We start from the raw sequence: 22208 nt of genomic DNA on the forward strand, positions 1-22208 counted from the left end.
GAGTGCCTCATCGTTGTTTTGTTTATTAGGGGCCGATTCTGCGAAATGTGCCGGGAGCGACAAATCGGCTGGCGCAAATACTTAGTTCAGATTTTTCTAAACTAAGCCCAGCAGGTAGACTGCGCCCATTGTCACCCGGAGCCGTCCATGGCCAGCCCTTTGCCCGACCTGAAACTCCTGCGCATTTTCGCCAGCGTGGTGCACCACCAGGGGTTCGCCAATGCCCAGCACGCGCTCAACCTGTCTACGTCGGCCATCTCCACTTACATGAGCCAGCTTGAAAGTTCTCTGGGCCTGGTGCTGTGCCACCGGGGGCGGGGAGGGTTCAGCCTCACCAGCAAAGGCGAGCTGTTCCATCAGGAAACCCTGCGCCTGCTGGGCGAGCTGGAGGGTTTTGAGCAATACGCCGCGGCGCTCAAGGGCGAGTTGCGCGGCACCCTCAAACTGGGTGTGCTCGACTCCACGGTCAGCGACAAGGCCCTGCCGTTCGCCGAAGTCATCGGCGCCTACAGCCAGGAACACCCGGCGGTGCACTTGCACCTGTCGGTGCTCAGCCCCCACGAGTTGCAACTGGGCGTGCAGGACAACCGCCTGGACCTGGCCATCGGCGCGTTTTCCAACCGCATGAGCGGCTTGATCTACATGCCGCTGTACCGCGAACAGCACTGGCTGTACTGCAGCACCCGCCACCCGTTGTTCAATGAGCGGCGCATCCCCGAGCAGGTGATCACCCAGCAGCGAATGGTCGGCCGGGGTTACTGGAGCCAGGCGGAACTGGCGCGCCACGGCTTCAAGCACAGCGCCGCGACGGTGGAAAGTATGGAAGCGCAGTTGATTCTGGTGTTGTCCGGCGCCTACGTCGGCTACCTGCCGGAGCATTACGCCCAGGCGTGGGCCGACAAGGGCGACTTGCGCGTCCTGCTGCCAGCAACCTTTGGTTACCAGGCGCCGTTCTCGATGATCATGCGTCGGGGCCGCAGCCGCGAGCCGCTGATCCAGACGTTTCGCGACCTCCTCAAAGCCCAGCTCAACCCGGCGTAACCCTTATGTCCAGACCCCAGTGCCCACGCTGCTTGCGACCCATCGCCCATTGCCTCTGCGCGCTGATCCCGCGCCTGGACAGCCGCACCCGCGTGCTGGTGTTGCAGCACCCGAGCGAGGTCAACCATGCCCTCAACACGGCGCGCCTGGCGGCGTTGGGGTTGGTGAATGCGCAGTTGGTGGTGGGCGAGGTCTTCGATGATTTGCAGGCCCTGCTCAACCCGCCGGGTTACCGCGCGCGGTTGCTGTTCCCGGCCGACGAGGCGCAGCCGTTGCAGGCGTCTGAACCGTCCGACGAACCGCTGCTGCTGGTGGTGCCCGACGGCACCTGGCGCAAGGCGCGCAAGTTGCTGCACCTCAACCCGTTGCTGGCGGCCTTGCCCCGGGTAACGCTGGCGGCAGGCGTCGAGTCGCGCTACCGCCTGCGCAAGGCGCCAGGGCCGGGGGCGCTGTCGACGGTAGAAGCCATCGTGCAGGCCTTGCAGGTGCTGGAGGCGCCCGCTTCGTTTGACGCGTTGCTCAAACCCTTTGAGGCGTTGATCGACGGGCAGATTGCGGCGATGGGCGAGGCGGTTTTCCAACGGAATCACTCAAAGGCTTATTCCGGTCAGTCATAAGCACCGCACTTTGCGTGATATGGCCCGCGGGCGTTTGCCGGTATGATGGGCGCCCCCGGCAGTCTGGATTGCGAAAACGCCATGACCTTGCAGTACCCAACCATCGCCGATTGCGTCGGCAACACCCCGCTGGTGCGCCTGCAGCGCATGGCGGGCGACACCAGCAACACCTTGCTGCTCAAGCTCGAAGGGAACAACCCGGCGGGCTCGGTCAAGGACCGTCCGGCGCTGTCGATGATTACCCGTGCCGAGCTGCGCGGGCAGATCAAGCCCGGCGACACCCTGATCGAAGCCACCTCGGGTAATACCGGGATCGCCCTGGCGATGGCGGCGGCGATCAAGGGTTACAAAATGGTGCTGATCATGCCGGACAACGGCAGTGCCGAGCGCAAGGCGGCGATGACCGCCTATGGCGCCGAGCTGATCCTGGTCACCCAGGAAGAGGGCATGGAAGGGGCTCGCGACCTCGCCGAGCGCATGGCCGCCGAAGGCCGTGGCCAGGTGCTGGACCAGTTCGCCAACGGCGACAACCCCGAGGCGCACTACACCACCACCGGGCCGGAGATCTGGCAACAGACCGCCGGCACCATTACTCACTTCGTCAGTTCGATGGGTACCACCGGCACCATCATGGGCAACTCCCGTTACCTCAAGGAGCAGAACCCGGCCATCCAGATCGTGGGCCTGCAACCGATGGAAGGCGCGGCGATCCCGGGGATCCGCCGCTGGCCGCAAGAATACTTGCCCAAGATCTACAACTCGACCCGCGTCGACCGCATCATCGACATGGCCCAGCGCGAAGCCGAAGACACCACCCGCCGCCTGGCGCGTGAAGAAGGCATCTTCTGCGGCGTGTCCTCCGGGGGCGCCGTGGCCGGTATGTTGCGTTTGTCCAAAGAGCTGGAAAACGCGGTGATCGTGGCGATCATCTGTGACCGTGGCGACCGTTATCTGTCGACCGGCATTTTTGACGCGCCCAACTGATGGCCAAGCACGAGAGAGGCCTGCGCTTTCAGCCAACAGGCGGTAGCCGGGCCCCGCAGATTCCGGTCGGCAAAAAACAGCGGCTGACGATCGAGCGCCTGGCTAATGACGGGCGCGGCATTGTGTTCTTCGAAGGACGCACCTGGTTTGTGGTGGGCGCGCTGGCCGGTGAAGAGGTCGAGGCGCGGGTGCTGGGGGCCCATGGCAAAGTGGTCGAGGCGCGTACCGAGCGCGTGTTCAAGGCCAGCGAACTGCGCCGCCCGGCACCGTGCGCACAGGCCGGGCGCTGTGGCGGTTGCAGCCTGCAACATTTGCCCCATGACGAACAACTTGCCCTGAAACAGCGCATGCTCGCCGAGCAGTTGTCGCGCGTGGCAGGCGTAGAGCCGCAAGCGTGGGCGGCGCCGTTGAGCGGGCCGGAATTTGGCTATCGCCGTCGCGCCCGGGTCGCGGTGCGCTGGGATGCCAAGGCCAAGCATCTGGAGGTCGGCTTTCGGGCCGTGGCCAGCCAGGACATCGTCGCCATCGACGATTGCCCGGTGCTGGTACAGGCCTTGCAACCGATCATGCAGCGTTTGCCAGGCATGCTTCTCCGCTTGAGCAAGCCGCAGGCGCTGGGGCATGTGGAGTTGTTCAGCGGCTCGTCCATTGCGGTGTTGCTGCGCCACATGGCGCCGTTGTCCGAGGCGGACCTGGCGGTTCTGACGGAATTTTGTGCGTTCCATGAGGCCCAACTGTGGCTGCATGGCGAGGGCCAGCCGCAACCCGTGGAGCCACAGGCGACGCTGGGTTACCGGTTGGAGCAATGGGGCCTGGAACTGGCCTATCGCCCTGGTGACTTTGTGCAGGTCAACGCAGGCGTCAACGAGGCGATGGTCGCCCAGGCGTTGGAATGGCTGGCGCCACAACCCCAGGAGCGCGTGCTGGACCTGTTTTGCGGGCTGGGCAACTTTGCCTTGCCGCTGGCGCGCCAGGTGCGCGAAGTGGTGGCGGTGGAAGGCGTGCAGGCCATGGTGGACCGGGCTGCACACAACGCGCTCAGCAACGATTTGCATAATGCGCGGTTTTTTCAGGCCGATTTGTCCCAGCCTTTGACCGACGCAGAATGGGCCAAAGAGGGCTTTTGTGCGGTACTCTTGGACCCACCCCGTGACGGTGCCCTGGAGGTTGTGCGCAAGCTTGCGACCTTGGGGGCCGATCGCCTGGTGTATGTGTCCTGCAACCCGGCCACGCTGGCGCGGGACACAGTCGAGTTGGTCAAGCAGGGCTACCGGCTAAAGCGTGCCGGGATCCTCGACATGTTTCCTCAGACGGCCCATGTCGAGGCCATGGCGTTATTTGAGGCGGGCTAGGAGGCCCGTTCAATCCGACTGGCCTGCGTTCTCCATGGCCTGTGACCTGCCAGGGAGCGTGCGTAGTCACCGGGTCAGCGATGATTTTGGCGCATCAAAGGTGCGTCGTAGGGAAGGTAAACAAGATGGTACAGGTGAGAGCACACCAGCCGATCAACACTGACGGCAGTATCAATCTCGAGGCGTGGCTGGACCACGCCATCAGTGTCGATCCGGCACTGGACCGCGAAGCGATGAAAGCTGCCTGCGAGTTCGCGCGTGAGTCCGAACAGCAGGACAACGCGGCCAAGAACCTGTGGGCCGACGGCACCTCCAGCTTCCGAACGGGGCTGGAGATCGCCGAGATCCTCGCCGACCTGAAACTGGACCAGGACTCACTGATCGCCGCGGTGCTCTACCGGGGCGTGCGTGAAGGGCAGATCCCGTTGACCACCGTCAGCCAGCGCTTCGGCGCGGTGGTGGCCAAGCTGATTGACGGCGTGTTGCGCATGGCGGCCATCAGCGCCAGCCTGAGCCCCCGCCAGTCGATGGTGATGGGCACCCAGGGCCAAGTGGAAAACCTGCGCAAGATGCTGGTGGCGATGGTCGACGACGTGCGCGTCGCGCTGATCAAGCTGGCCGAGCGCACCTGCGCGATCCGGGCGGTGAAGACCGCCGATGACGAAAAACGCAATCGCGTCGCGCGCGAAGTTTTCGACATTTACGCGCCATTAGCGCACCGCCTGGGTATCGGCCATATCAAATGGGAGCTGGAGGACTTGTCCTTCCGTTACCTGGAGCCCGATCAATACAAACAGATCGCCACGTTGTTGCACGAGCGGCGGCTGGACCGTGAGCGTTTCATCAGCGACGTGATGGGCCAGCTGCGCTCGGAATTGCAGGCCACCGGCGTTGAAGCCGACATCAGCGGCCGCGCCAAACACATCTATTCCATCTGGCGCAAAATGCAGCGCAAGGGCCTGGCCTTCAGCCAGATCTACGATGTGCGCGCCGTGCGCGTGCTGGTGCCGGAAATGCGCGACTGCTACACCGCGCTTGGCATCGTCCACACGCTGTGGCGGCACATTCCCAAGGAGTTCGACGACTACATCGCCAACCCCAAGGAAAACGGCTACCGCTCGTTGCACACGGCGGTGATCGGCCCCGAGGGCAAGGTACTGGAGGTGCAGATCCGCACCCACGCCATGCACGAAGAGGCCGAGCTGGGCGTGTGCGCGCACTGGCGCTACAAGGGCACCGACGTCAAGGCCGGTTCCAATCAGTACGAAGAGAAGATCTCGTGGCTGCGCCAGGTGCTGGAGTGGCACGAAGAGCTCGGCGATATCGGCGGCCTGGCCGAGCAGCTGCGCGTGGACATCGAGCCTGACCGTGTGTACATCTTCACCCCGGACGGGCATGCCATCGACCTGCCCAAGGGCGCCACACCGCTGGACTTTGCCTACCGCGTGCACACCGAGATCGGCCACAACTGCCGGGGCGCCAAGATCAACGGGCGCATCGTGCCGCTCAACTACAGCCTGCAGACCGGCGAGCAGGTCGAGATCATCACCAGTAAGCACGGCACGCCGAGCCGCGACTGGCTGAATCCGAACCTGGGCTACATCACCACCTCGCGGGCGCGGGCCAAGATCGTGCATTGGTTCAAGTTGCAGGCGCGCGACCAGAACGTCGCCGCCGGCAAGACCTTGCTCGAGCGCGAGCTGGCACGCCTGGGGCTGCCGCAGGTGGACTTCGACCGGCTGGCCGAGAAGGCCAACATGAAAGTGGCCGAAGACATGTTCGCCGCCCTCGGTGCGGGCGACCTGCGCCTGGCGCAGTTGGTCAACCTGGCCCAGCAACTGGTCGAGCCGGAGCGCGGCAACGAGCAACTTGAGCTGATCCCACGCAAGGCCAGCGGCTACAAGCCGGGCAAGCGCGGCGATATTCAGATTCAGGGCGTGGGCAACCTGATGACGCAGATGGCCGGTTGCTGCCAGCCGCTGCCCGGCGACGCCATCGTCGGTTACATCACCCAGGGCCGTGGCGTGAGCATTCACCGCCAGGATTGTGCCTCGGTGTTGCAACTGGGCGGGCGCGAGCCGGAGCGGATCATCCAGGTCAGCTGGGGGCCGGTGCCGGTGCTCACGTACCCGGTGGATATCGTGATCCGGGCCTACGACCGTTCCGGCTTGCTGCGGGATGTGTCGCAAGTGCTGCTCAACGAGCGGATCAACGTGCTGGCGGTCAACACCCGCTCCAATAAAGAGGACAACACTGCGTTGATGTCCCTGACCATCGAGATCCCGGGGCTCGACGCGCTGGGCCGGCTGCTGGGGCGGATTTCCCAACTGCCGAACATCATCGAAACCCGGCGTAACCGTACGCCATGAGTAGCCCGATGTATTCGCTTGAAGACCTGCTGCACCTGATGAACCGCCTGCGGGACCCGCAATACGGGTGCCCGTGGGACATCAAGCAAACCTACGCCACGATCGTCCCGCATACGCTGGAAGAAGCCTACGAAGTCGCCGATGCCATCGAGCGTGCAGACTTCGCTCACTTGCAAGGCGAGCTGGGCGATCTGTTGTTTCAGGTGGTGTATTACAGCCAGTTGGCGCGCGAGGAGGGGCGTTTTGAGTTTGCCGGGGTGGTCGACAGCATCACCCGCAAGTTGATTCGTCGCCATCCCCATGTGTTTCCTACGGGGGACTTGTACGCGCCGCTGGACGTGCCGCAGCTGAGCGAAGAACAGGTGAAGCTGCGCTGGGAAGAGATCAAGGCCCAGGAGCGTGCAGAACAGTCCGACGCGCCGCAGCAACTGTCCCTGCTCGACGACGTGCCCGGTGCTTTGCCGGCCTTGTCCCGCGCCGCCAAATTGCAGAAGCGCGCCGCGCAGGTGGGCTTCGACTGGCCGGCCGCCTTGCCGGTGGTGGATAACGTGCGCGAGGAGCTGGATGAAGTGTTGGAGGCCATGGCCGACAACGATCCGGTGGCGATTGCCGAGGAGGTCGGTGACCTGCTGTTTGCTGCGGTCAACCTGGCCCGTCACCTCAAGGTCGACCCGGAAGCGGCGCTGCGCGGCGCCAATGCCAAATTCGAGCGACGTTTCCGATTTATCGAACAGGCATTGCGCGATGCACGCCAACCCATAGAAGATTGCACCCTCGAAGAATTGGACGCCCTGTGGGGCGAAGCCAAACGCCAGGAAAAGAATGTGTCCAGCTGCGGTTGAGCAGTTGCCTAAATGAGTGAGCACCATGAGCCTTTCCCTTCGCGACCAGTTGCTTAAAGCAGGTCTGGTCAACCAAAAGCAGGCCAAGCAGGTCGGCAAGGATAAACAGAAGCACCAGCGGCTGGTCCACAAGGGCCAGGCCGAGGCCGATGACACCCAGGCACGCCTGGCCCAGGAAGCGCAGGCCGAGAAGGTCAAGCGTGACCAGGAGCTGAACCGCCAGCAGCAGGAAAAAGCCGAAGCCAAGGCGCGCACGGCGCAGGTCAAGCAATTGATTGAAACCTCGCGTTTGCCCAAGTTGACCACCGAGGACTACTACAACTTTGTGGACGACAAGAAGGTCAAGCGCCTGTCGGTCAACACGTTGATGCGCAACAAACTCAGCAACGGCTCGCTGGCGATCGTGCATCACGGTGGCGGTTACGAGGTGATCCCGCGCGAAGCGGCGCTGAAGATCCAGGAGCGGGCGCCCGAGCGCATCGTGCAGCTCAATGTGCTGACAGAAAGCCAAGTGCCGGATGAGGATGATCCGTACGCCGCCTACCAGATCCCTGACGATCTGATGTGGTAAGGCTTTAAACAACAAACCCCGCTCAACAGGCGGGGTTTTTGTTTGCAGGTGCCGGGCTGCGTGGGCCGGGCACCTGCGCGATTTCAGTGTTTCAGGAGCTTTGCGTCTGGCGTTTCATCTCAAGCGTCTCGAGCTCGTTTTTATAATTATTGGCGTCGCTTTCGTTGTGAAACATGCCGACCAGCAGATCTTGCTGATGTACATCCCAGATGTGAATCCCGTTGGCTACTGCGTCATGGGACATATGTGCATCGTCGCGTTCAGTTACTTTTACAGTCATCTGCTTGCTCCAATCTCTGGTTGATCTGCGGCAAGTCGTCGCAGGCCTTTTTTATATGTTTTGTTAGCCTGCTAAGTAAACGCCCATTGATCGCAACATTCCCTTGCAAAAATTGCAACATTCCCTGAAAGCCTTATAAACCGGGGCTTTGGCTGAGAAGGGCAAAAGTTTTATGACAGAAGTTTCATGTTTTTGGCGGCCAGAAACCGTGCAGTAGGCGCTGGCGGGAGAAAACCCAGGGCGAAAAAAAGCCCCGCATCACGCGGGGCTCTTCAGGTGGGCCGGGTCAGTTGCCTTTGACAGCCTTGCCGTCCACGGTGCCGTCTTGCAGCATGATGTTGTATTCCTTGCCGTCGGTTTCGACCTGACGCAAGGCAACCAGAATGCCGCCCCAGTCCTTGGCAAACCACATTTGGGTAATGCGCTTGCTTTGCGACGGGTCACGCACGCGCTCGACCTTGATGGCATCGATCGCGCCGGCTTTGGTCTGGACCTTTTCTGGGCCGATCACACGAAAGTCGTAGGTGTCGACGTCGGTGCCTTCGACTACGCGGTAGCTCATGCTTTTCTTGCCGGCGGCCACGTCACGTTGCAGCGCCAGTTGGTAGGTCGACTTGTCGAGCATGCCGCTTTCAAGGGTGACGTTGACCGAGTCCTTGTTTTCGAAGCCGGTGACCTTGTTGGCCGAGCGGTCGAAGTCCAGGTTGATCTTCTTCGCCTTGCCCAGGCCGCCGCGTTCGAAGGTGTAGCTCTGCGGTTGCAGGGCGTCTTTATCGAACTTGATGACGCTGGTTTCGGTGAGGCTGGCGATCATCATGGATGCCTTGAAGTTCAAGGTCCAGGTGCCGTTGTCGCTCTTGGTCAGGCTGCGTTCGGCCGAACCGCTCATGGGCAACTGTTTCCAGTCGGCGGTGTAGCTGGCGGAGAACGGATGAAGGTCTGCTGCCTGCACGGCAGGCAAGGCGAACAGCGCAAAGGCGAAAAGCAGGGCGCGACGCATAAAGTCTCCTAGGTTCGAATCAAGTGGCCGCTGGCTGCCAGTAAATGGCCGTCCAATAAGGCACCCTGGTCACCAAGGCTCAAGCGTCCTTCGGCGAACCAGCGTACCGCCAGTGGGTAAATCCTGTGTTCCTGTGTGTGAACCCGTTGCGCAAGTGTCTGCGCTGAGTCCGCAGACTCTACCGGAACTACTGCCTGTACGACCAGAGGCCCACCATCGAGTTCCTCGGTGACAAAGTGCACGCTGCAGCCGTGCTCCGTGTCTCCGGCCTCGAGGGCGCGCTGGTGCGTGTGAAGGCCTTTGTATTTGGGCAGCAAAGAAGGGTGGATATTGAGCAGGCGCCCCTGATAGTGGCGCACGAAATCGGCGCTGAGGATGCGCATGAACCCTGCCAATACCACGAGTTGAGGGTCGAACGCGTCGATCTGTTCGATCAGGGCGCTGTCGAAGGCCTCGCGACCGTCAAAGGCCTTGTGGTCCAGGGCGGCGGTTTTAATTCCCGCCTCCCGGGCGCGTTGCAGGCCAAAGGCATCGCTGCGGTTGGAGATCACCGCAGCGATGCGCACCGGGCTGTCGCCGGTGCGCGTGCTGTCGATCAGGGCCTGCAAGTTACTGCCGGTGCCGGAGAGCAGCACCACGACATTACAGGTTGCGGGCATCAGTGAGCCTTGAGGTTTTTCAGCTCGACTTGAGCGGCGCCTTCGGCAGCGACCGCGATTTCACCGATGACCCAAGGCTGCTCGCCCGCTTCACGCAGAACGTTCAGGGCGGTTTCAACGTGCTCTTGAGCCACGCAGATCACCATGCCCACGCCGCAGTTCAGCACGCGGTGCATTTCGGTTTCGTTGACGTTGCCTTTCTCTTGCAGCCAGTCGAACACGGCAGGGCGCTGCCAGCTGGCCACGTCGACAATCGCCTGAGCGCCTTTTGGCAGAACGCGCGGGATGTTGTCCAGCAGGCCGCCGCCGGTGATGTGGGCCATGGCTTTGACGGCGCCGGTGTCCTTGATCAGCTTGAGCAGCGGTTTTACGTAGATGCGGGTCGGTGCCATCAGCAGGTCGGTCAGCGGTTTGCCGTCCAGCTGGGTGTTTTCGATGTCGGCGCCGGACACTTCGATGATCTTGCGGATCAGCGAGTAGCCGTTGGAGTGCGGGCCGGACGAAGGCAGGGCCAGCAGGGCGTCGCCGGTGGCAACCTTGGAGCCGTCGATGATCTCGGCCTTTTCCACCACGCCGACGCAGAAGCCGGCCAGGTCGTAGTCTTCGCCTTCATACATGCCGGGCATCTCGGCGGTTTCGCCGCCGACCAGGGAGCAGCCGGACAGCTCACAGCCAGCGCCGATACCCGTCACCACTTGGGCGGCGGTGTCTACGTTCAGCTTGCCGGTGGCATAGTAGTCCAGGAAAAACAGCGGCTCGGCGCCGCAGACCACCAGGTCGTTCACGCACATGGCCACCAGGTCGATGCCGATGCTGTCGTGTTTGTTCAGGTTCAGTGCCAGGCGCAGCTTGGTGCCCACGCCGTCGGTGCCGGACACCAGCACCGGCTGCTTGTAGCCGACCGGGATTTCACAGAGGGCGCCAAAACCGCCCAGGCCGCCCATGACTTCGGGGCGCGCAGTGCGCTTGGCGACGCTCTTGATGCGTTCGACCAATGCTTCACCGGCGTCGATGTCTACACCGGCGTCCTTGTAGCTCAGGGAGGGTTGCTTGCTCATGATCCAGGCCTTTAGGGGGGATGTTCGGGTAACGACCGAATCGGGCCAGGGCGTTTTTGACAGTGCCCAGCCGTTACCGGTCTGCGAAGGCGCGCGATTTTATCAGGCTTGAGGGGCAGCGGCCATCCTCGGGCCGACGGGCAGGGGCATCTGCCGTTAAAAAAATCGCTAATCGGGTCGGTCGCGGGCCGTATTAAGGTATAGCCTTAAGCCGCTATCGTTATGACAGTAGGAAAACTTACCGGGGCCCTGTGAATGTTTTACCGGTCGCTGTGGTCACAGCCTTGTTCAACAGTGTTCACACGGTCTGTTCCAGCCGTTTTTTTGTGTCGGGAATCTTCCATGCGTTTGTGTAAATTCTTTTTTGTGGGCTGCTTGTCGTTGGTCAGCCTGGCGAGTCATGCCGAAACCCTCAATGGCCTCTATCAAGTACTCGAACCGGTCAGCAGCCAGTCGCCCCAAGAGCGTGACCAGGCCACCCAGCGTGCCCTGCAGACCCTGGTGATCCGCCTGACCGGCGATGCCAAGGCCGCTGACGGTCCGGGCCTGGCCGCCGTTCGCAAAGACCCGCAACAGATCATCAGCCAGTACGGTTACGACGCGGGCCCGCCAGAAAGCCTGCAAGTGGACTTTGACCCAGTCAGCACCGACCGCGCCTTGCGCGAGGCGGGCCTGGCGTTGTGGGGCAGCAATCGCCCGTCGATCCTCGGCTGGTGGCTGAACGACTCCACCGAGGGCAGTGCGCTGGTCGGGGACGGCCAAGCCATCGCCCAGCCGCTGCGCCGTGCGGCTCAGCACCGTGGCCTGCCGCTGCGGTTGCCGCTGGGCGACCTGGATGAGCAAATTGTGGCCACCGCGCCGAACCTTGAAGGCACTGATGCGACGCCGTTGCGCGCGGCTTCCGAACGCTACGGTGCCGACGCGTTGCTGGCGGTGCATGCGCGCCAGGAAGCGGGCCAATGGCAAGCCAAGTGGCGCCTGTGGTTGGGCGACAAGAGTGAGCAGGGCACCGCGCAGGGCGCGGACACCGCCGCCTTGGCCGATGCCGTGCTGCTGGCGGTGAGCGAGCGCCTGGCGCCGCGTTTTGCGGTCAAGGCCGGTGCGGCCACTGGTGAGCAATTGCTGGAAGTGCAGGGGATGAACCTGGAGCGCTACGCAGCGTTGGGTCATTTGTTGGAGCCCTTTGGTGGCCAGCCGGTGCGGGTGGATGGCAGTCGCATTGTGTATCGGGTCAGCGGCAGCGCAGAGCAATTGCGCAGTCAGTTGAGCCTGGCCAAGTTGCAGGAAGGGCCGGCGGGTGAAACCACGGCGTTGCAACCTGCAGTGCAAGGGGCGCCGCCCGCGCCGGTCGAGCCAGCGCCCCAGCTGCGTTTTCACTGGTAATTGTTCTTCCTTATATAGAAGCCGATAGATGGAGCGTTTTATGACGGATACGCGTCGTTGGGTGTGGCTTGGCGGGATTGTCCTGCTGTGCGGGTTCGTGTTTTTGCTGCATTCGATCCTGACGCCGTTTCTGGTCGCCTTATTGCTGGCCTATTTATTCGACCCGGTGGTAGACCGGCTGGAGAAAGTCGGGTTGTCGCGAACCTGGGGGGTGGTCACGGTATTCGCGCTGTTTACCCTGATCATCATGACTTTGCTGTTGGTGCTGGTGCCGATGCTGGCCAAGCAGTTGGTGCGCCTCTATGAGCTGGCACCGCAAATGCTCGACTGGCTGCAACATACAGCGATGCCCTGGGCCCAGGCCAAGCTGGGGTTGTCGGACGGGTTCTGGAAGTTTGACAAGGTCAAGGCGGCCATCAGCGAGCACATGGGCCAGACCACCGACATTGTCGGTGTGGTGCTCAGCCAGGCAACGGCATCCAGCCTTGCGCTGATCGGCTGGTTGACCAACCTGGTGTTGATCCCGGTGGTGGCGTTTTACCTGCTGCGGGACTGGGACATCATGATGGCCAAGATCCGCAGCCTGCTGCCACGCAATCGGGAGGCGCGCATTGTTTCCCTGGCCGATGAGTGCCATGAGGTGCTGGGCGCGTTTGTGCGTGGCCAACTGCTGGTCATGCTGGCGCTGGGGATCATTTACGCGGCCGGGTTGATGGCGATCGGCCTGGAGCTGGGGCTGTTGATTGGTTTGATCGCGGGCCTTGCGGCGATCGTGCCGTACATGGGCTTTGTGATTGGTATCGGTGCGGCGTTGGTGGCAGGTCTGTTCCAGTTTGGCGGTGACCTGTACCCGATGCTTGGGATCGTGGCGGTGTTTATGGTCGGGCAGGCGCTGGAAGGCATGGTGCTGACGCCATTGCTGGTGGGGGACCGGATCGGCCTGCACCCCGTGGCGGTGATCTTTGCGATTCTGGCCGGGGGCGAGTTGTTCGGTTTCACCGGTATTCTGCTGGCGCTGCCGGTGGCGGCGGTGATCATGGTGCTGGTGCGTCATGTGCACGACTTGTACAAAGATTCCGATTTGTACGCCGGAGCCGAGGAACCTGACTTGTAGTCATCACGCCCGATCCTGAACGCGCGAACCCGGCCTTGTGCCGGGTTTGCCGTTGATGGGCCTCTGGCATCTGGCCATTGCGTCAAACAATCCCCGCAAAATCCGGCAAGTTAACGCAAACCTTTGATTTTGCTTACGGTCTGCCGCATTGTGCGCCCGGCGTCACGGGTATAAACTTTGCAAACTTTACACAGAGGCCACTAACGGTTCGATGGGAACTGTTCAGTCAGCATGAAACCGATTCAGCTGCCCCTAGGTGTGCGTCTGCGTGACGACGCTACCTTCATCAATTACTACCCGGGCGCCAATGCCGCTGCACTTGGCTATGTCGAGCGGCTTTGCGAAGCCGACGCTGGGTGGACAGAAAGCCTGATCTATCTGTGGGGTAAGCATGGTGTGGGGCGCACCCATTTGTTACAGGCCGCCTGCTTGCGGTTCGAGCAAATGGGCGAGTCAGCGGTCTACCTGCCGCTGGCGGAGCTGATGGACCGTGGCACCGAGATCCTTGATCACCTGGAGCAATACGAACTGGTGTGCCTGGATGACCTTCAGGCGGTTGCTGGCAAGTCGGATTGGGAAGAGGCGCTGTTTCACCTGTTCAACCGCCTGCGCGACAGCGGCCGGCGATTGCTCATCGCGGCGTCCACTTCACCTCGTGAACTGCCGGTCAAGCTGGCTGACCTCAAGTCGCGCCTGACGCTGGCGCTGATCTTTCAGATGCGGCCGCTCTCCGATGAAGACAAATTGCGTGCGTTGCAGTTGCGAGCGTCGCGCCGGGGTTTGCACCTGACCGATGAGGTGGGGCACTTTATCCTCACGCGCGGCACGCGTAGTATGAGCGCCTTGTTCGATTTGCTCGAACAGCTCGATCAGGCCTCGTTGCAGGCCCAGCGCAAGCTGACCATCCCGTTTCTCAAAGAAACCCTCGGCTGGTAGCCAGCCCTTGTAGGACGCGGCTTCTGGCATATTCCAGGCGTCAGAAAACCCGCGTTCGAGCCGCTATGGCGACGCCAATGGGCTGCGCAGGGGTTTAAGGGCTTAGATGTCATAGTACAAACAAGAAGTCACATAGACCTCGATTGAATTTGCAAATCGATGTGATAGAGGGCATAGTCTCGTCTTCTTTACACATCAGCCACGGTCGTGCCCATGCTAAATCGCTTCGCACCCCTCGTGCCTCTCGCACTCGTTACCCTGTTGTTTGGTTGCGCCACCCACACTCAACCCGTGGCTGAGCAGAACCCACCGCAGGTCAATCACCAGGCAAAATTCGTCGCATCGCAATCTTCTTCTGTTTATGACGATGAAGTCGCTACTGAAAAAGAACTGGCTGATTTCTCCGGCAGCAAGCCGTACCACCTTCCCGTTCTGGCCGACAGCATTCTTGAGCGTGGCCTGTCCCTGATCGGTACTCGTTACCGTTTTGGCGGCACCTCTGAAGCCGGTTTCGACTGCAGTGGCTTTATTGGTTATCTGTTTCGTGAAGAGGCGGGCATGAACCTGCCGCGTTCCACGCGTGAAATGATCAATGTGGATGCACCGTTGGTCGCACGAAACAACCTCAAGCCGGGTGATCTGCTTTTCTTCAGCACGGGCCGCGCGCGTGGTCGTGTCAGTCATGCCGGTATTTACCTGGGGGATGACCAGTTCATTCACTCCAGCAGCCGCCGCAGCGGTGGTGTGCGGGTCGACAGCCTGGGCGACAGCTACTGGAGCAAGACCTTTATTGAGGCCAAGCGTGCATTGGCCATGGCGCCCACTACCGTTACGGCGCGCAAGTAAAGTTAAAGTGATACTTGAAGTTTGATGTGTAAGCGCTAGAATCCTTGGATATTGTTGTGAACTGATCGCGCGAGCTATGCTTGCGCGATCTGGTTTCCAGCGTTCGGCAGCGAAAGCCGCGTCCAGATCAGGATTGTTCTGCCCATGTCGACCTTGGCCCGCCTGACCCTTCTCATTTGCGCCGCGCTGCTCAGCGCTTGCGCCAGTCGTCCGCCGCCGCCTGCGCCTGTCGCAGTCACGCCCAAGCCGGTGTTCAACTATTCCAGTCAAAGTTTCTCTCCCGTTGCCGAAGATGTGCTCTTTCGTGCGCTGGGCCTGGTGGGAACACCTTACCGCTGGGGCGGCAACACGCCAGATTCAGGTTTTGATTGCAGCGGCTTGATCGGCTTTGTTTACCGCGATGCCGCAGGTATATCCCTGCCGCGTACCACCCGTGAGTTGATCGTGATGCGGGCCCAGGATGTTCGCGAGGATGCGCTGCAGACGGGCGATCTGGTCTTCTTTGCCACCGGCGGTGGTTCGCAGGTCAGCCACGCGGGCATCTACGTTGGTGAAGGGCGATTCGTTCATGCGCCGCAAACCGGCGGCACGGTGAAGTTGGACACGCTGTCCAAGGCCTATTGGCAAAATGCCTACCTTGGTGCCAAGCGGGTGCTTCAGTCTGAGCATCTGGCACGAAACCCGTAATGATGCATCGGTGATGCTGGAGCGGGTAAGCCTGCTCCTACGTCGCTTTCCCACGTTTTGGCAATGCCATTCATCAAACCGCAAAGAAAGCTGTTCAGATCCTGAGCGATGGTGCGCAGATGACTGATATAATCTCGCCCTTTCGTGGAGAACAGACTCTTATGCCAACGTCCTTTCTAGAAATTGTTGAATTGCCTGACGGCCGAATCGAGCTGCGCCGGGCCGAGGACGAGGGTTCTCTGGTGATTTTGGATTTCTCTGAAGATGCCAAGGCATTCTTGCAGGGCCAGCACGTAGAAGTGGCTAAAGCCATGTTGAGTGTGGGCGTGCAGATGGCAGGCCGTCTGGCTGAAGGCGAGCCAGAAAAAGAAGAGGAGCCGCGGATTCTTCACTGAGTCCGGTGGCCGACTTTTAAGAAAGATTCAATTGTGCAGTTCGGCTTCTCAATCCTGGAGAAGCCCTGCGTGTGTTGCAGTTGCCTAGGCGTTGCCGATCAGCCCTGCAATCAAGCCGTCATGGGTTTAACCCAATCGAATATTCAGACTCTGTGCGCCGCCAGCACGTGCTGCGTTGGTCAGTTGCTGTTTGATCGCGGCAGGCAGCGGGTTCAACCAGCTCACGACCGTATGGCTGCGACCCAGGCGCAAAGCCTCGCAAGCCAATTGCTGAGCGCTCTGAGCGCCGCGCGGTTGCAGTAACAGGATGCGCTCGCGATTCAGGCCAGCGTCCCGTAGCCAGGCTTGGGTGAGGCTGGAGGGCGGGGCTATCAGCGTCAGCCAGCGCGCATCCTGCTCCTCGCTCAGCTCACGAAGAATCGGGGCCAGCAAGCTCAGGCAATTCCCGGCAGCGCCGCGCAACGACAATTCACTGAATACCTCGGGCTCGGCGCTCCAGGGCGCCTCGACCACTTCCTTGAGGGCGGGTACGAGTGGTTGAGCCATGAAGGCCTCAAACAGCGACAGTTGAGTGTGTTGCGGGATCTGTAGGAATTGCATGATGCCTCCGTTAGCGGCGAATAACGCCGACGCTCAAGCCTTCAATCACCAGGTCCTGATCCTTCAGGTTCACTTCAATAGGCGCAAACTCCGGGTTTTCGGCCATCAGCCAAACCTTGCTGCCTTCACGCTTGAAGCGTTTGACCGTGACTTCGTCACCAATGCGCGCGACGACGATCTGGCCGTTGCGGGCCTCGCGAGTGGTGTGGACGGCCAGCAGATCGCCGTCGAAAATGCCCACGTCCTTCATGCTCATGCCGTGTACGCGCAACAGGTAGTCGGCACGCGGGTGAAAGAAGGTGGGGTTGATGTTGCAGGACTCTTCGACGTGCTGTTGCGCAAGGATCGGCGCGCCCGCGGCAACCCGGCCAATGATCGGTAGGGTCGATTCGTCGGCCTTGGCCTCGAAGCCGGGAATGCGGATGCCCCGGGAGGCGCCGGGCGTCATCTCGATAGCGCCCTTGCGGGCGAGGGCCTTGAGGTGTTCTTCGGCGGCGTTGGGTGACTTGAATCCGAGCTCCAGCGCAATTTCCGCCCGGGTTGGCGGGTAGCCATTGTCGTCGAGGCAGCGCTTGATAAAAGCCAGAATCTCAGCTTGGCGTGGCGTCAGTTTTAGCATGTTGATCGCTCTGTCTTTTTATACAGTGACTGGGATTATATACAGTGGACTGAGCTTGGCAATCATCCATTTCAAGGACCCCGCCGGACGGTCATCCATTACCGCGCCGAGGGAGGGCACAGCGCGCTGCCTACAGACCGCGCCGGATGTGATTAAATAGCCATCAATTCGATGACTGGCTGGCCGGAAACAGACTGGCAGGCTTGACAAGAAACACCGTGAAACGTATGTTTCAAACAAGTGTTTGTCAGGCGGAGTAGCCATGGCCCAGTCGGAAACCGTTGAACGCATTCTCGATGCTGCAGAGCAGTTGTTCGCGGAAAAAGGATTTGCTGAAACCTCATTGCGCTTGATTACCAGCAAGGCGGGGGTCAACCTCGCGGCAGTGAACTATCATTTCGGCTCGAAAAAAGCCCTTATCCAGGCCGTGTTCTCGCGTTTCCTCGGGCCGTTCTGCATCAGCCTCGACCGTGAGCTGGAGCGTCGCCAAGCCAAGCCAGAGGTCAAGCCGACCCTTGAGGGCCTGCTGGAAATCCTCGTCGAGCAAGCGCTGGTGGTGCAGCCACGCAGTGGCAACGACCTGTCGATCTTCATGCGTTTGCTGGGCCTGGCATTCAGCCAGAGCCAGGGTCACTTGCGGCGTTACCTAGAAGACATGTACGGCAAGGTGTTTCGTCGTTACATGTTGCTGGTCAACGAGGCTGCGCCGCGTATTCCGCCTATCGAGTTGTTCTGGCGCGTGCACTTCATGCTCGGCGCCGCCGCGTTCAGCATGTCCGGGATCAAGGCCTTGCGTGCAATTGCCGAGACAGATTTTGGCGTCAACACCTCCATCGAGCAGGTGATGCGCCTGATGGTGCCGTTTCTCGCCGCTGGCATGCGTGCCGAAACCGGCGTAACCGACCCGGCCATGGCCGCCGCGCAATTGCGCCCACGCAGCAAATCGGTGCCCGCTGCCGTCAAGGTTTGACCCGCCCCGGGTGGGCGCGGCGGCTCGCATCCGCTAAGCTAGCCGCCCATGCCGATTCAGCTATTGATTCCCAGCCCGAAACATCCTGCAGCGCACCTGCGGATGTTTTGGGCTGTGTGCGTTATTTAAGGAAAGTGTATGACGACTGCCCTGCAAGGCTCTTTGATGGTGGACATCGCCGGTACGTGGCTCACGGCCGAGGACCGACACCTGTTGCGCCAGCCGCAAGTGGGTGGGCTGATCATCTTTGCGCGCAACATCGAGCACCCGCGCCAGGTCCGGGAGTTGAGCGCCGCGATTCGCGCCGTGCGCCCGGATTTGCTGTTGGCCGTCGATCAGGAGGGTGGCCGTGTGCAGCGCCTGCGCCAGGGTTTTGTGCGCCTGCCAGCGATGCGTGCGCTGGCCAATCACCCGAATGCAGAACACTTGGCCGAACAGTGCGGCTGGATCATGGCGACCGAAGTGCTCGCGGTAGGGTTGGACCTGAGTTTCGCCCCCGTACTGGACCTGGATTACCAGCGCAGTGCCGTCGTTGGGAGCCGTTCGTTTGAAGGCGACCCTGAGCGCGCCGCCCTGTTGGCGGGCGCTTTCATACGTGGCATGAACGCCGCCGGCATGGCCGCCACCGGCAAGCACTTCCCGGGGCACGGTTGGGCAGAGGCAGATTCCCACGTCGCGATTCCCAATGACGAGCGCAGCCTGGAACAGATTCGTACGCATGACCTGGTGCCCTTTGCCCGCTTGAGCAAACAGCTGGCAGCGGTGATGCCGGCCCACGTCATTTATCCGCAGGTCGACGCCCAGCCGGCTGGGTTCTCCCGTCGCTGGTTGCAAGATATCCTGCGCGGCGAGCTGCAATTTGATGGCGTTATCTTCAGCGATGACCTGTCCATGGCGGGCGCCCATGTGGTGGGTGACGCGGCCAGCCGTATCGAGGCTGCGCTTACCGCCGGTTGCGACATGGGCCTGGTGTGCAACGACCGCGCCGCCGCCGAACTGGCGTTGAGCGCCGCACAACGGCTGAACGTGACGCCCTCGTCGCGCATCGCCCGCATGCGTGGCCAGGCCGTGGCCAGCACCGATTACAAACAGGATCCGCGTTGGTTGGCGGCCTTGGGTGCGTTAAGGGATGCCCAGTTGATTGATTGAGCGCGGTTGAGGCGCCCGCACTGACGGTCGGCGCTGTCAGCGCTTTTCCTGCTTGCTGGGCAGCGGTGCGAACAACGCTTCGATGTCGTCGTTGCCCAGCTGCCAATCCCCGGTGGTCCGGCCATCCAGTACGCCTGCTGCCAGATCGGACTTTTCCTTCTGCAAATGTTGGATTTTCTCTTCCACGGTGCCCCGCGCGATCATCTTGTAGACGAATACCGGCTTCTCCTGGCCAATCCGGTAAGCGCGGTCGGTCGCCTGGTTTTCCGTCGCCGGGTTCCACCAGGGGTCGTAGTGAATCACCGTATCCGCCTCGGTGAGGTTCAGTCCTACGCCACCGGCCTTCAGGCTGATCAGAAAAATCTGCAGCTTGCCGCTCTGGAAGTCCTTCACCGGCGTGCGTCGGTCCCGGGTCTGGCCGGTGAGCAGGGCATAGGCCACTCCGCGATTCTTCAGTTCGGCTTCGATCAGCCCCAACATCGAGGTGAACTGGGAAAACAGCAGAATCCTGCGGCCTTCGGCAAACAGTTCTTCGAGCATTTCCATCAGGCTGTCGAGCTTGCCTGAGCTGCTGCCCCGGGCTGGCAAGGTGGCGCCATTGACCAGGCGCAAGTCGCAGCACACCTGCCGCAGTTTCAGGAGCGCTTCCAGAATAATGATCTGGCTGCGCGCCACACCCTTGCGGGTAATTTCATCGCGCACCTTTTTGTCCATGGCCAGGCGCATGGTTTCGTACACATCGCGTTGGGCTTCGTTGAGATCTACCCAATGGATGATTTCGGTCTTGGGCGGCAGCTCAGTGGCCACCTGCTCTTTGGTGCGGCGCAGCAGGAAGGGTTTGATCCGACCATTGAGGTGTTGCAGTCGTACGTCGCTGCCGTGTTTTTCGATGGGGACGCGGTAATCGCGATTGAAGGCTTTCACCTCGCCCAGCCAGCCCGGCAGCAGGAAGTGAAACAGCGACCACAGCTCACCCAAGTGGTTTTCCAGCGGTGTACCGCTCAGGCACAGGCGCTGGCGGGCATTCAGCTCGCGGGCGGCCTGGGCGGCCTTGCTGGTGGGGTTCTTGATGTACTGGGCTTCGTCCAGGATCAATACGTGCAGGGGCAGGGTGGCCAGTTGCTCGATGTCTTTGGGCAGCAGGGCGTAAGTGGTCAGCAGCAGGTCGTAGTCCGAGAGCTTGGGGAAATACTTCTTGCGGCCCGCCCCGTAGAGCGCGAGCACCTTGAGCTGCGGCGTAAAGTGCGCGGCTTCGTCGAGCCAATTGGGGATCAGGCTGGTGGGCATCACCACCATGCAGGGCCGGTCCAGGCGCCCGGCGTTTTTCTCGGTAAGAATATGCGCCAGGGTTTGTAGGGTTTTGCCCAGCCCCATGTCGTCCGCCAGAATCCCACCGACATCCAGTTGCCGCAGCGATTGCATCCAGCTCAGGCCTTCCTGTTGGTAGGGGCGCAGCGTGGCGTTGAGGCCTTCGGGCGCTTCGCAGGTGAAATCCTTGATGTCTCGCAGGCGCTGGGCGAAGTTGCGGATCTTTTCACCGCCCTGCCATTGCAGCGGCAGGTCTTCCAGTGGGTTGAGGCGGATGGCATCGGCCTTGGCCATGCGCAAGGCGAGTGTGCCGGGCTCTTGTAGGTAAAACTCGCCAAGGGTCGCCAGCACCGGTTTGAGTCGGCCGTAGGGCAGCGCCACTTGCAGCGGGCCGTGGCCGCCGTTCGGCAGCCCCGGGATGTTCACCAGGATCAGTTCGTCATCGCGCCTGCGCGCCAGTTTTTCCGGGTTGAGGATCTCGGTGTGGGAGCGCATTAGGTTCAACAGGATCGGCAGCAGGCTCAGCCGCTCGCCGTTGACGATGATCCCCAGCTCCAGGTCAAACCAGTCACGTTCCGGCCTTTCTTCGACGTTGGCGTACCAGTCGTCCACGGCCGTCAGGTCGAAGCCGAACTCCTCGTCGATCTGCAGCTCCCAGCCCTGTGCCCGCAGGCTGGGCGAGACATTAAGGGTGAAGTTCAGCCAGGCGCTGTCGTTGACCATTTCAAACAGCTCGCCCGCGCTTTCCGGCAGGGCCTTGCTCTGGCGGGTGGCAACCTTGAAGCCCAACTGGCGCAGCTGTTCGCGGTAGGGCTGCTCCAGCTCCGGGTGGCGTTTTATCCGCAGGCTCTGGGTTTCTTGGCGTACAACGATGTCGGCGTTTTTCTGACCGCTGACGTAGTGGTCCTGATAGTTGAAGGACAGCGCTGCGCGGTGCTGGATATACCGCTGCATCTTGCCGTTGCGCGGTTCGAACGCACTGAACTCGACGCTGGCCAGCCACAGCCGTGGCACCGGGTGCACCGCGTCAAGCACCACTTGCGGCAGCACGACGCGGTTGTCCAGCACGGCCTGGAGTTTTTCCAGCAGTTCGGCGTCTTGCGCCGCCGCCGGGTAGGCCAGGGTTTCCTGAACTTTGAGCAGCACCGCCGCGATGTGTTTGCAATTGGTGTGCACTGGGCAGGTACAGCGACTGTCCACCAGAATCAACGTGCCCTTGGCCGATTCGCGCAGCGAGATGGTCTGGCGGTACACGTTGCTGCCCGAGCCTTCGCAGCTGGCGACGATGGTGCTGTCGCCGGACTCGACGATGCGCACACGGTTTTCCAGGGCATAGCGCCGGCCGCGCTCCAGGCTTTGCTCTTTGAAGCGGTTGGCCCACGAAGCGGCCAGGGGTTTGGTCAGTGAGGACGTCGGGGGCATGGTGCT

The 22208-nt window shown here is 61.5% G+C and carries 22 protein-coding genes; 15 read left to right on the top strand and 7 right to left on the bottom strand.

What is annotated here, in order from left to right:
• Positions 1 to 147: 147 nt before the first annotated feature.
• The 7 genes from ACW9H9_RS14770 (at position 148) to ACW9H9_RS14800 (ending at position 7776) form a co-directional block, all read left to right on the top strand.
• Positions 148 to 1041, top strand: coding sequence for a LysR family transcriptional regulator (locus ACW9H9_RS14770; protein ID WP_457343949.1), 894 nt, complete (start codon positions 148 to 150; stop codon positions 1039 to 1041).
• A gap of 5 nt (positions 1042 to 1046) precedes the next feature.
• Positions 1047 to 1658, top strand: a complete 612-nt coding sequence (locus tag ACW9H9_RS14775; protein WP_457343950.1) for a tRNA-uridine aminocarboxypropyltransferase — start codon at positions 1047 to 1049, stop codon at positions 1656 to 1658.
• An 81-nt stretch (positions 1659 to 1739) separates the two neighbouring features.
• A complete protein-coding gene (gene cysM / locus ACW9H9_RS14780) occupies positions 1740 to 2642 on the top strand; it encodes a cysteine synthase CysM (protein ID WP_457343988.1) in 903 nt (300 codons plus the stop codon).
• Entirely contained in the window at positions 2642 to 3994 is a 1353-nt protein-coding gene (rlmD, locus tag ACW9H9_RS14785; RefSeq protein ID WP_457343951.1) for a 23S rRNA (uracil(1939)-C(5))-methyltransferase RlmD, read from the top strand. The genes cysM and rlmD overlap by 1 nt, the downstream gene beginning before the upstream one ends.
• Positions 3995 to 4119: 125 nt before the next feature.
• A complete protein-coding gene (gene relA, locus ACW9H9_RS14790; RefSeq protein ID WP_457343952.1) occupies positions 4120 to 6363 on the top strand; it encodes a GTP diphosphokinase in 2244 nt (747 codons plus the stop codon).
• An 8-nt stretch (positions 6364 to 6371) separates the two neighbouring features.
• Positions 6372 to 7205 (top strand): nucleoside triphosphate pyrophosphohydrolase, encoded by an 834-nt coding sequence (mazG, locus tag ACW9H9_RS14795; protein ID WP_457343953.1) that lies wholly within the window; start codon positions 6372 to 6374, stop codon positions 7203 to 7205.
• Positions 7206 to 7230: 25 nt separating this feature from the next.
• Positions 7231 to 7776 (top strand): DUF2058 domain-containing protein, encoded by a 546-nt coding sequence (locus ACW9H9_RS14800; protein ID WP_457343954.1) that lies wholly within the window; start codon positions 7231 to 7233, stop codon positions 7774 to 7776.
• Between the two features lie 91 nt (positions 7777 to 7867).
• Here ACW9H9_RS14800 and ACW9H9_RS14805 read toward each other — a convergent pair whose 3' ends face one another.
• The 4 genes from ACW9H9_RS14805 to purM form a co-directional block, all read right to left on the bottom strand.
• Positions 7868 to 8056 carry a hypothetical protein gene (locus tag ACW9H9_RS14805; protein ID WP_457343955.1) on the bottom strand — a complete coding sequence of 63 codons (189 nt, stop codon included), beginning with the start codon at positions 8054 to 8056 and terminating at the stop codon, positions 7868 to 7870.
• 286 nt (positions 8057 to 8342) lie between these two features.
• Positions 8343 to 9056 (bottom strand): DUF3108 domain-containing protein, encoded by a 714-nt coding sequence (locus ACW9H9_RS14810; protein ID WP_457343956.1) that lies wholly within the window; start codon positions 9054 to 9056, stop codon positions 8343 to 8345.
• Between the two features lie 8 nt (positions 9057 to 9064).
• Positions 9065 to 9715, bottom strand: coding sequence for a phosphoribosylglycinamide formyltransferase (gene purN / locus ACW9H9_RS14815; RefSeq protein WP_457343957.1), 651 nt, complete (start codon positions 9713 to 9715; stop codon positions 9065 to 9067).
• Positions 9715 to 10773: a phosphoribosylformylglycinamidine cyclo-ligase gene (purM, locus tag ACW9H9_RS14820; RefSeq protein ID WP_457343958.1), complete on the bottom strand. Its 1059-nt coding sequence runs from the start codon at positions 10771 to 10773 to the stop codon at positions 9715 to 9717. The genes purN and purM overlap by 1 nt, the downstream gene beginning before the upstream one ends.
• Positions 10774 to 11115: 342 nt before the next feature.
• Between purM and ACW9H9_RS14825 the strand changes: the two genes are divergently transcribed.
• The 6 genes from ACW9H9_RS14825 (at position 11116) to ACW9H9_RS14850 (ending at position 16134) form a co-directional block, all read left to right on the top strand.
• Positions 11116 to 12156: a DUF2066 domain-containing protein gene (locus tag ACW9H9_RS14825; protein ID WP_457343959.1), complete on the top strand. Its 1041-nt coding sequence runs from the start codon at positions 11116 to 11118 to the stop codon at positions 12154 to 12156.
• A 40-nt stretch (positions 12157 to 12196) separates the two neighbouring features.
• Positions 12197 to 13270 (top strand): AI-2E family transporter, encoded by a 1074-nt coding sequence (locus ACW9H9_RS14830; RefSeq protein ID WP_457343961.1) that lies wholly within the window; start codon positions 12197 to 12199, stop codon positions 13268 to 13270.
• 231 nt (positions 13271 to 13501) lie between these two features.
• Entirely contained in the window at positions 13502 to 14206 is a 705-nt protein-coding gene (gene hda, locus ACW9H9_RS14835; protein ID WP_457343962.1) for a DnaA regulatory inactivator Hda, read from the top strand.
• A gap of 213 nt (positions 14207 to 14419) precedes the next feature.
• Positions 14420 to 15052, top strand: coding sequence for a C40 family peptidase (locus ACW9H9_RS14840; protein WP_457343963.1), 633 nt, complete (start codon positions 14420 to 14422; stop codon positions 15050 to 15052).
• 144 nt (positions 15053 to 15196) lie between these two features.
• The gene (locus tag ACW9H9_RS14845; protein WP_457343964.1) at positions 15197 to 15739 is read left to right on the top strand and encodes a C40 family peptidase; all 543 of its coding nucleotides are present in this window, start codon (positions 15197 to 15199) and stop codon (positions 15737 to 15739) included.
• A gap of 161 nt (positions 15740 to 15900) precedes the next feature.
• Positions 15901 to 16134 carry a hypothetical protein gene (locus ACW9H9_RS14850; RefSeq protein ID WP_457343989.1) on the top strand — a complete coding sequence of 78 codons (234 nt, stop codon included), beginning with the start codon at positions 15901 to 15903 and terminating at the stop codon, positions 16132 to 16134.
• 126 nt (positions 16135 to 16260) lie between these two features.
• On the opposite strand, the gene sulA is transcribed toward ACW9H9_RS14850, so the two are convergent.
• Both sulA and lexA read right to left on the bottom strand, forming a co-directional pair.
• Positions 16261 to 16734 carry an SOS-induced cell division inhibitor SulA gene (gene sulA / locus ACW9H9_RS14855; protein WP_457343965.1) on the bottom strand — a complete coding sequence of 158 codons (474 nt, stop codon included), beginning with the start codon at positions 16732 to 16734 and terminating at the stop codon, positions 16261 to 16263.
• 10 nt (positions 16735 to 16744) lie between these two features.
• Positions 16745 to 17353, bottom strand: coding sequence for a transcriptional repressor LexA (gene lexA, locus ACW9H9_RS14860; RefSeq protein WP_017137423.1), 609 nt, complete (start codon positions 17351 to 17353; stop codon positions 16745 to 16747).
• Positions 17354 to 17615: 262 nt separating this feature from the next.
• Here lexA and ACW9H9_RS14865 point away from each other — a divergent pair, with 262 nt between their 5' ends.
• Together ACW9H9_RS14865 and nagZ are read left to right on the top strand one after the other, a co-directional pair.
• On the top strand, positions 17616 to 18323 hold the full coding sequence (locus ACW9H9_RS14865) for a TetR/AcrR family transcriptional regulator (RefSeq protein WP_457343966.1): 708 nt from the start codon (positions 17616 to 17618) through the stop codon (positions 18321 to 18323).
• Between the two features lie 150 nt (positions 18324 to 18473).
• Positions 18474 to 19472, top strand: coding sequence for a beta-N-acetylhexosaminidase (nagZ, locus tag ACW9H9_RS14870; RefSeq protein ID WP_457343990.1), 999 nt, complete (start codon positions 18474 to 18476; stop codon positions 19470 to 19472).
• A 36-nt stretch (positions 19473 to 19508) separates the two neighbouring features.
• On the opposite strand, the gene ACW9H9_RS14875 is transcribed toward nagZ, so the two are convergent.
• The gene (locus ACW9H9_RS14875) at positions 19509 to 22202 is read right to left on the bottom strand and encodes a DEAD/DEAH box helicase (RefSeq protein ID WP_457343967.1); all 2694 of its coding nucleotides are present in this window, start codon (positions 22200 to 22202) and stop codon (positions 19509 to 19511) included.
• Positions 22203 to 22208: the final 6 nt, after the last annotated feature.

The sequence above is a fragment of the Pseudomonas sp. SDO5215_S409 genome (genome assembly GCF_054071325.1).

Bases quoted from the DNA above. Each gene is read 5' to 3' on its own strand.
- ACW9H9_RS14770 (WP_457343949.1), top strand. From the start codon at position 148: ATGGCCAGCCCTTTGCCCGACCTGAAACTCCTGCGCATTTTCGCCAGC.
- ACW9H9_RS14775 (WP_457343950.1), top strand. From the start codon at position 1,047: ATGTCCAGACCCCAGTGCCCACGCTGCTTGCGACCCATCGCCCATTGC.
- cysM (WP_457343988.1), top strand. From the start codon at position 1,740: ATGACCTTGCAGTACCCAACCATCGCCGATTGCGTCGGCAACACCCCG.
- rlmD (WP_457343951.1), top strand. From the start codon at position 2,642: ATGGCCAAGCACGAGAGAGGCCTGCGCTTTCAGCCAACAGGCGGTAGC.
- relA (WP_457343952.1), top strand. From the start codon at position 4,120: ATGGTACAGGTGAGAGCACACCAGCCGATCAACACTGACGGCAGTATC.
- mazG (WP_457343953.1), top strand. From the start codon at position 6,372: ATGTATTCGCTTGAAGACCTGCTGCACCTGATGAACCGCCTGCGGGAC.
- ACW9H9_RS14800 (WP_457343954.1), top strand. From the start codon at position 7,231: ATGAGCCTTTCCCTTCGCGACCAGTTGCTTAAAGCAGGTCTGGTCAAC.
- ACW9H9_RS14805 (WP_457343955.1), bottom strand. From the start codon at position 8,056: ATGACTGTAAAAGTAACTGAACGCGACGATGCACATATGTCCCATGAC.
- ACW9H9_RS14810 (WP_457343956.1), bottom strand. From the start codon at position 9,056: ATGCGTCGCGCCCTGCTTTTCGCCTTTGCGCTGTTCGCCTTGCCTGCC.
- purN (WP_457343957.1), bottom strand. From the start codon at position 9,715: ATGCCCGCAACCTGTAATGTCGTGGTGCTGCTCTCCGGCACCGGCAGT.
- purM (WP_457343958.1), bottom strand. From the start codon at position 10,773: ATGAGCAAGCAACCCTCCCTGAGCTACAAGGACGCCGGTGTAGACATC.
- ACW9H9_RS14825 (WP_457343959.1), top strand. From the start codon at position 11,116: ATGCGTTTGTGTAAATTCTTTTTTGTGGGCTGCTTGTCGTTGGTCAGC.
- ACW9H9_RS14830 (WP_457343961.1), top strand. From the start codon at position 12,197: ATGACGGATACGCGTCGTTGGGTGTGGCTTGGCGGGATTGTCCTGCTG.
- hda (WP_457343962.1), top strand. From the start codon at position 13,502: ATGAAACCGATTCAGCTGCCCCTAGGTGTGCGTCTGCGTGACGACGCT.
- ACW9H9_RS14840 (WP_457343963.1), top strand. From the start codon at position 14,420: ATGCTAAATCGCTTCGCACCCCTCGTGCCTCTCGCACTCGTTACCCTG.
- ACW9H9_RS14845 (WP_457343964.1), top strand. From the start codon at position 15,197: ATGTCGACCTTGGCCCGCCTGACCCTTCTCATTTGCGCCGCGCTGCTC.
- ACW9H9_RS14850 (WP_457343989.1), top strand. From the start codon at position 15,901: ATGCCAACGTCCTTTCTAGAAATTGTTGAATTGCCTGACGGCCGAATC.
- sulA (WP_457343965.1), bottom strand. From the start codon at position 16,734: ATGCAATTCCTACAGATCCCGCAACACACTCAACTGTCGCTGTTTGAG.
- lexA (WP_017137423.1), bottom strand. From the start codon at position 17,353: ATGCTAAAACTGACGCCACGCCAAGCTGAGATTCTGGCTTTTATCAAG.
- ACW9H9_RS14865 (WP_457343966.1), top strand. From the start codon at position 17,616: ATGGCCCAGTCGGAAACCGTTGAACGCATTCTCGATGCTGCAGAGCAG.
- ACW9H9_RS14875 (WP_457343967.1), bottom strand. From the start codon at position 22,202: ATGCCCCCGACGTCCTCACTGACCAAACCCCTGGCCGCTTCGTGGGCC.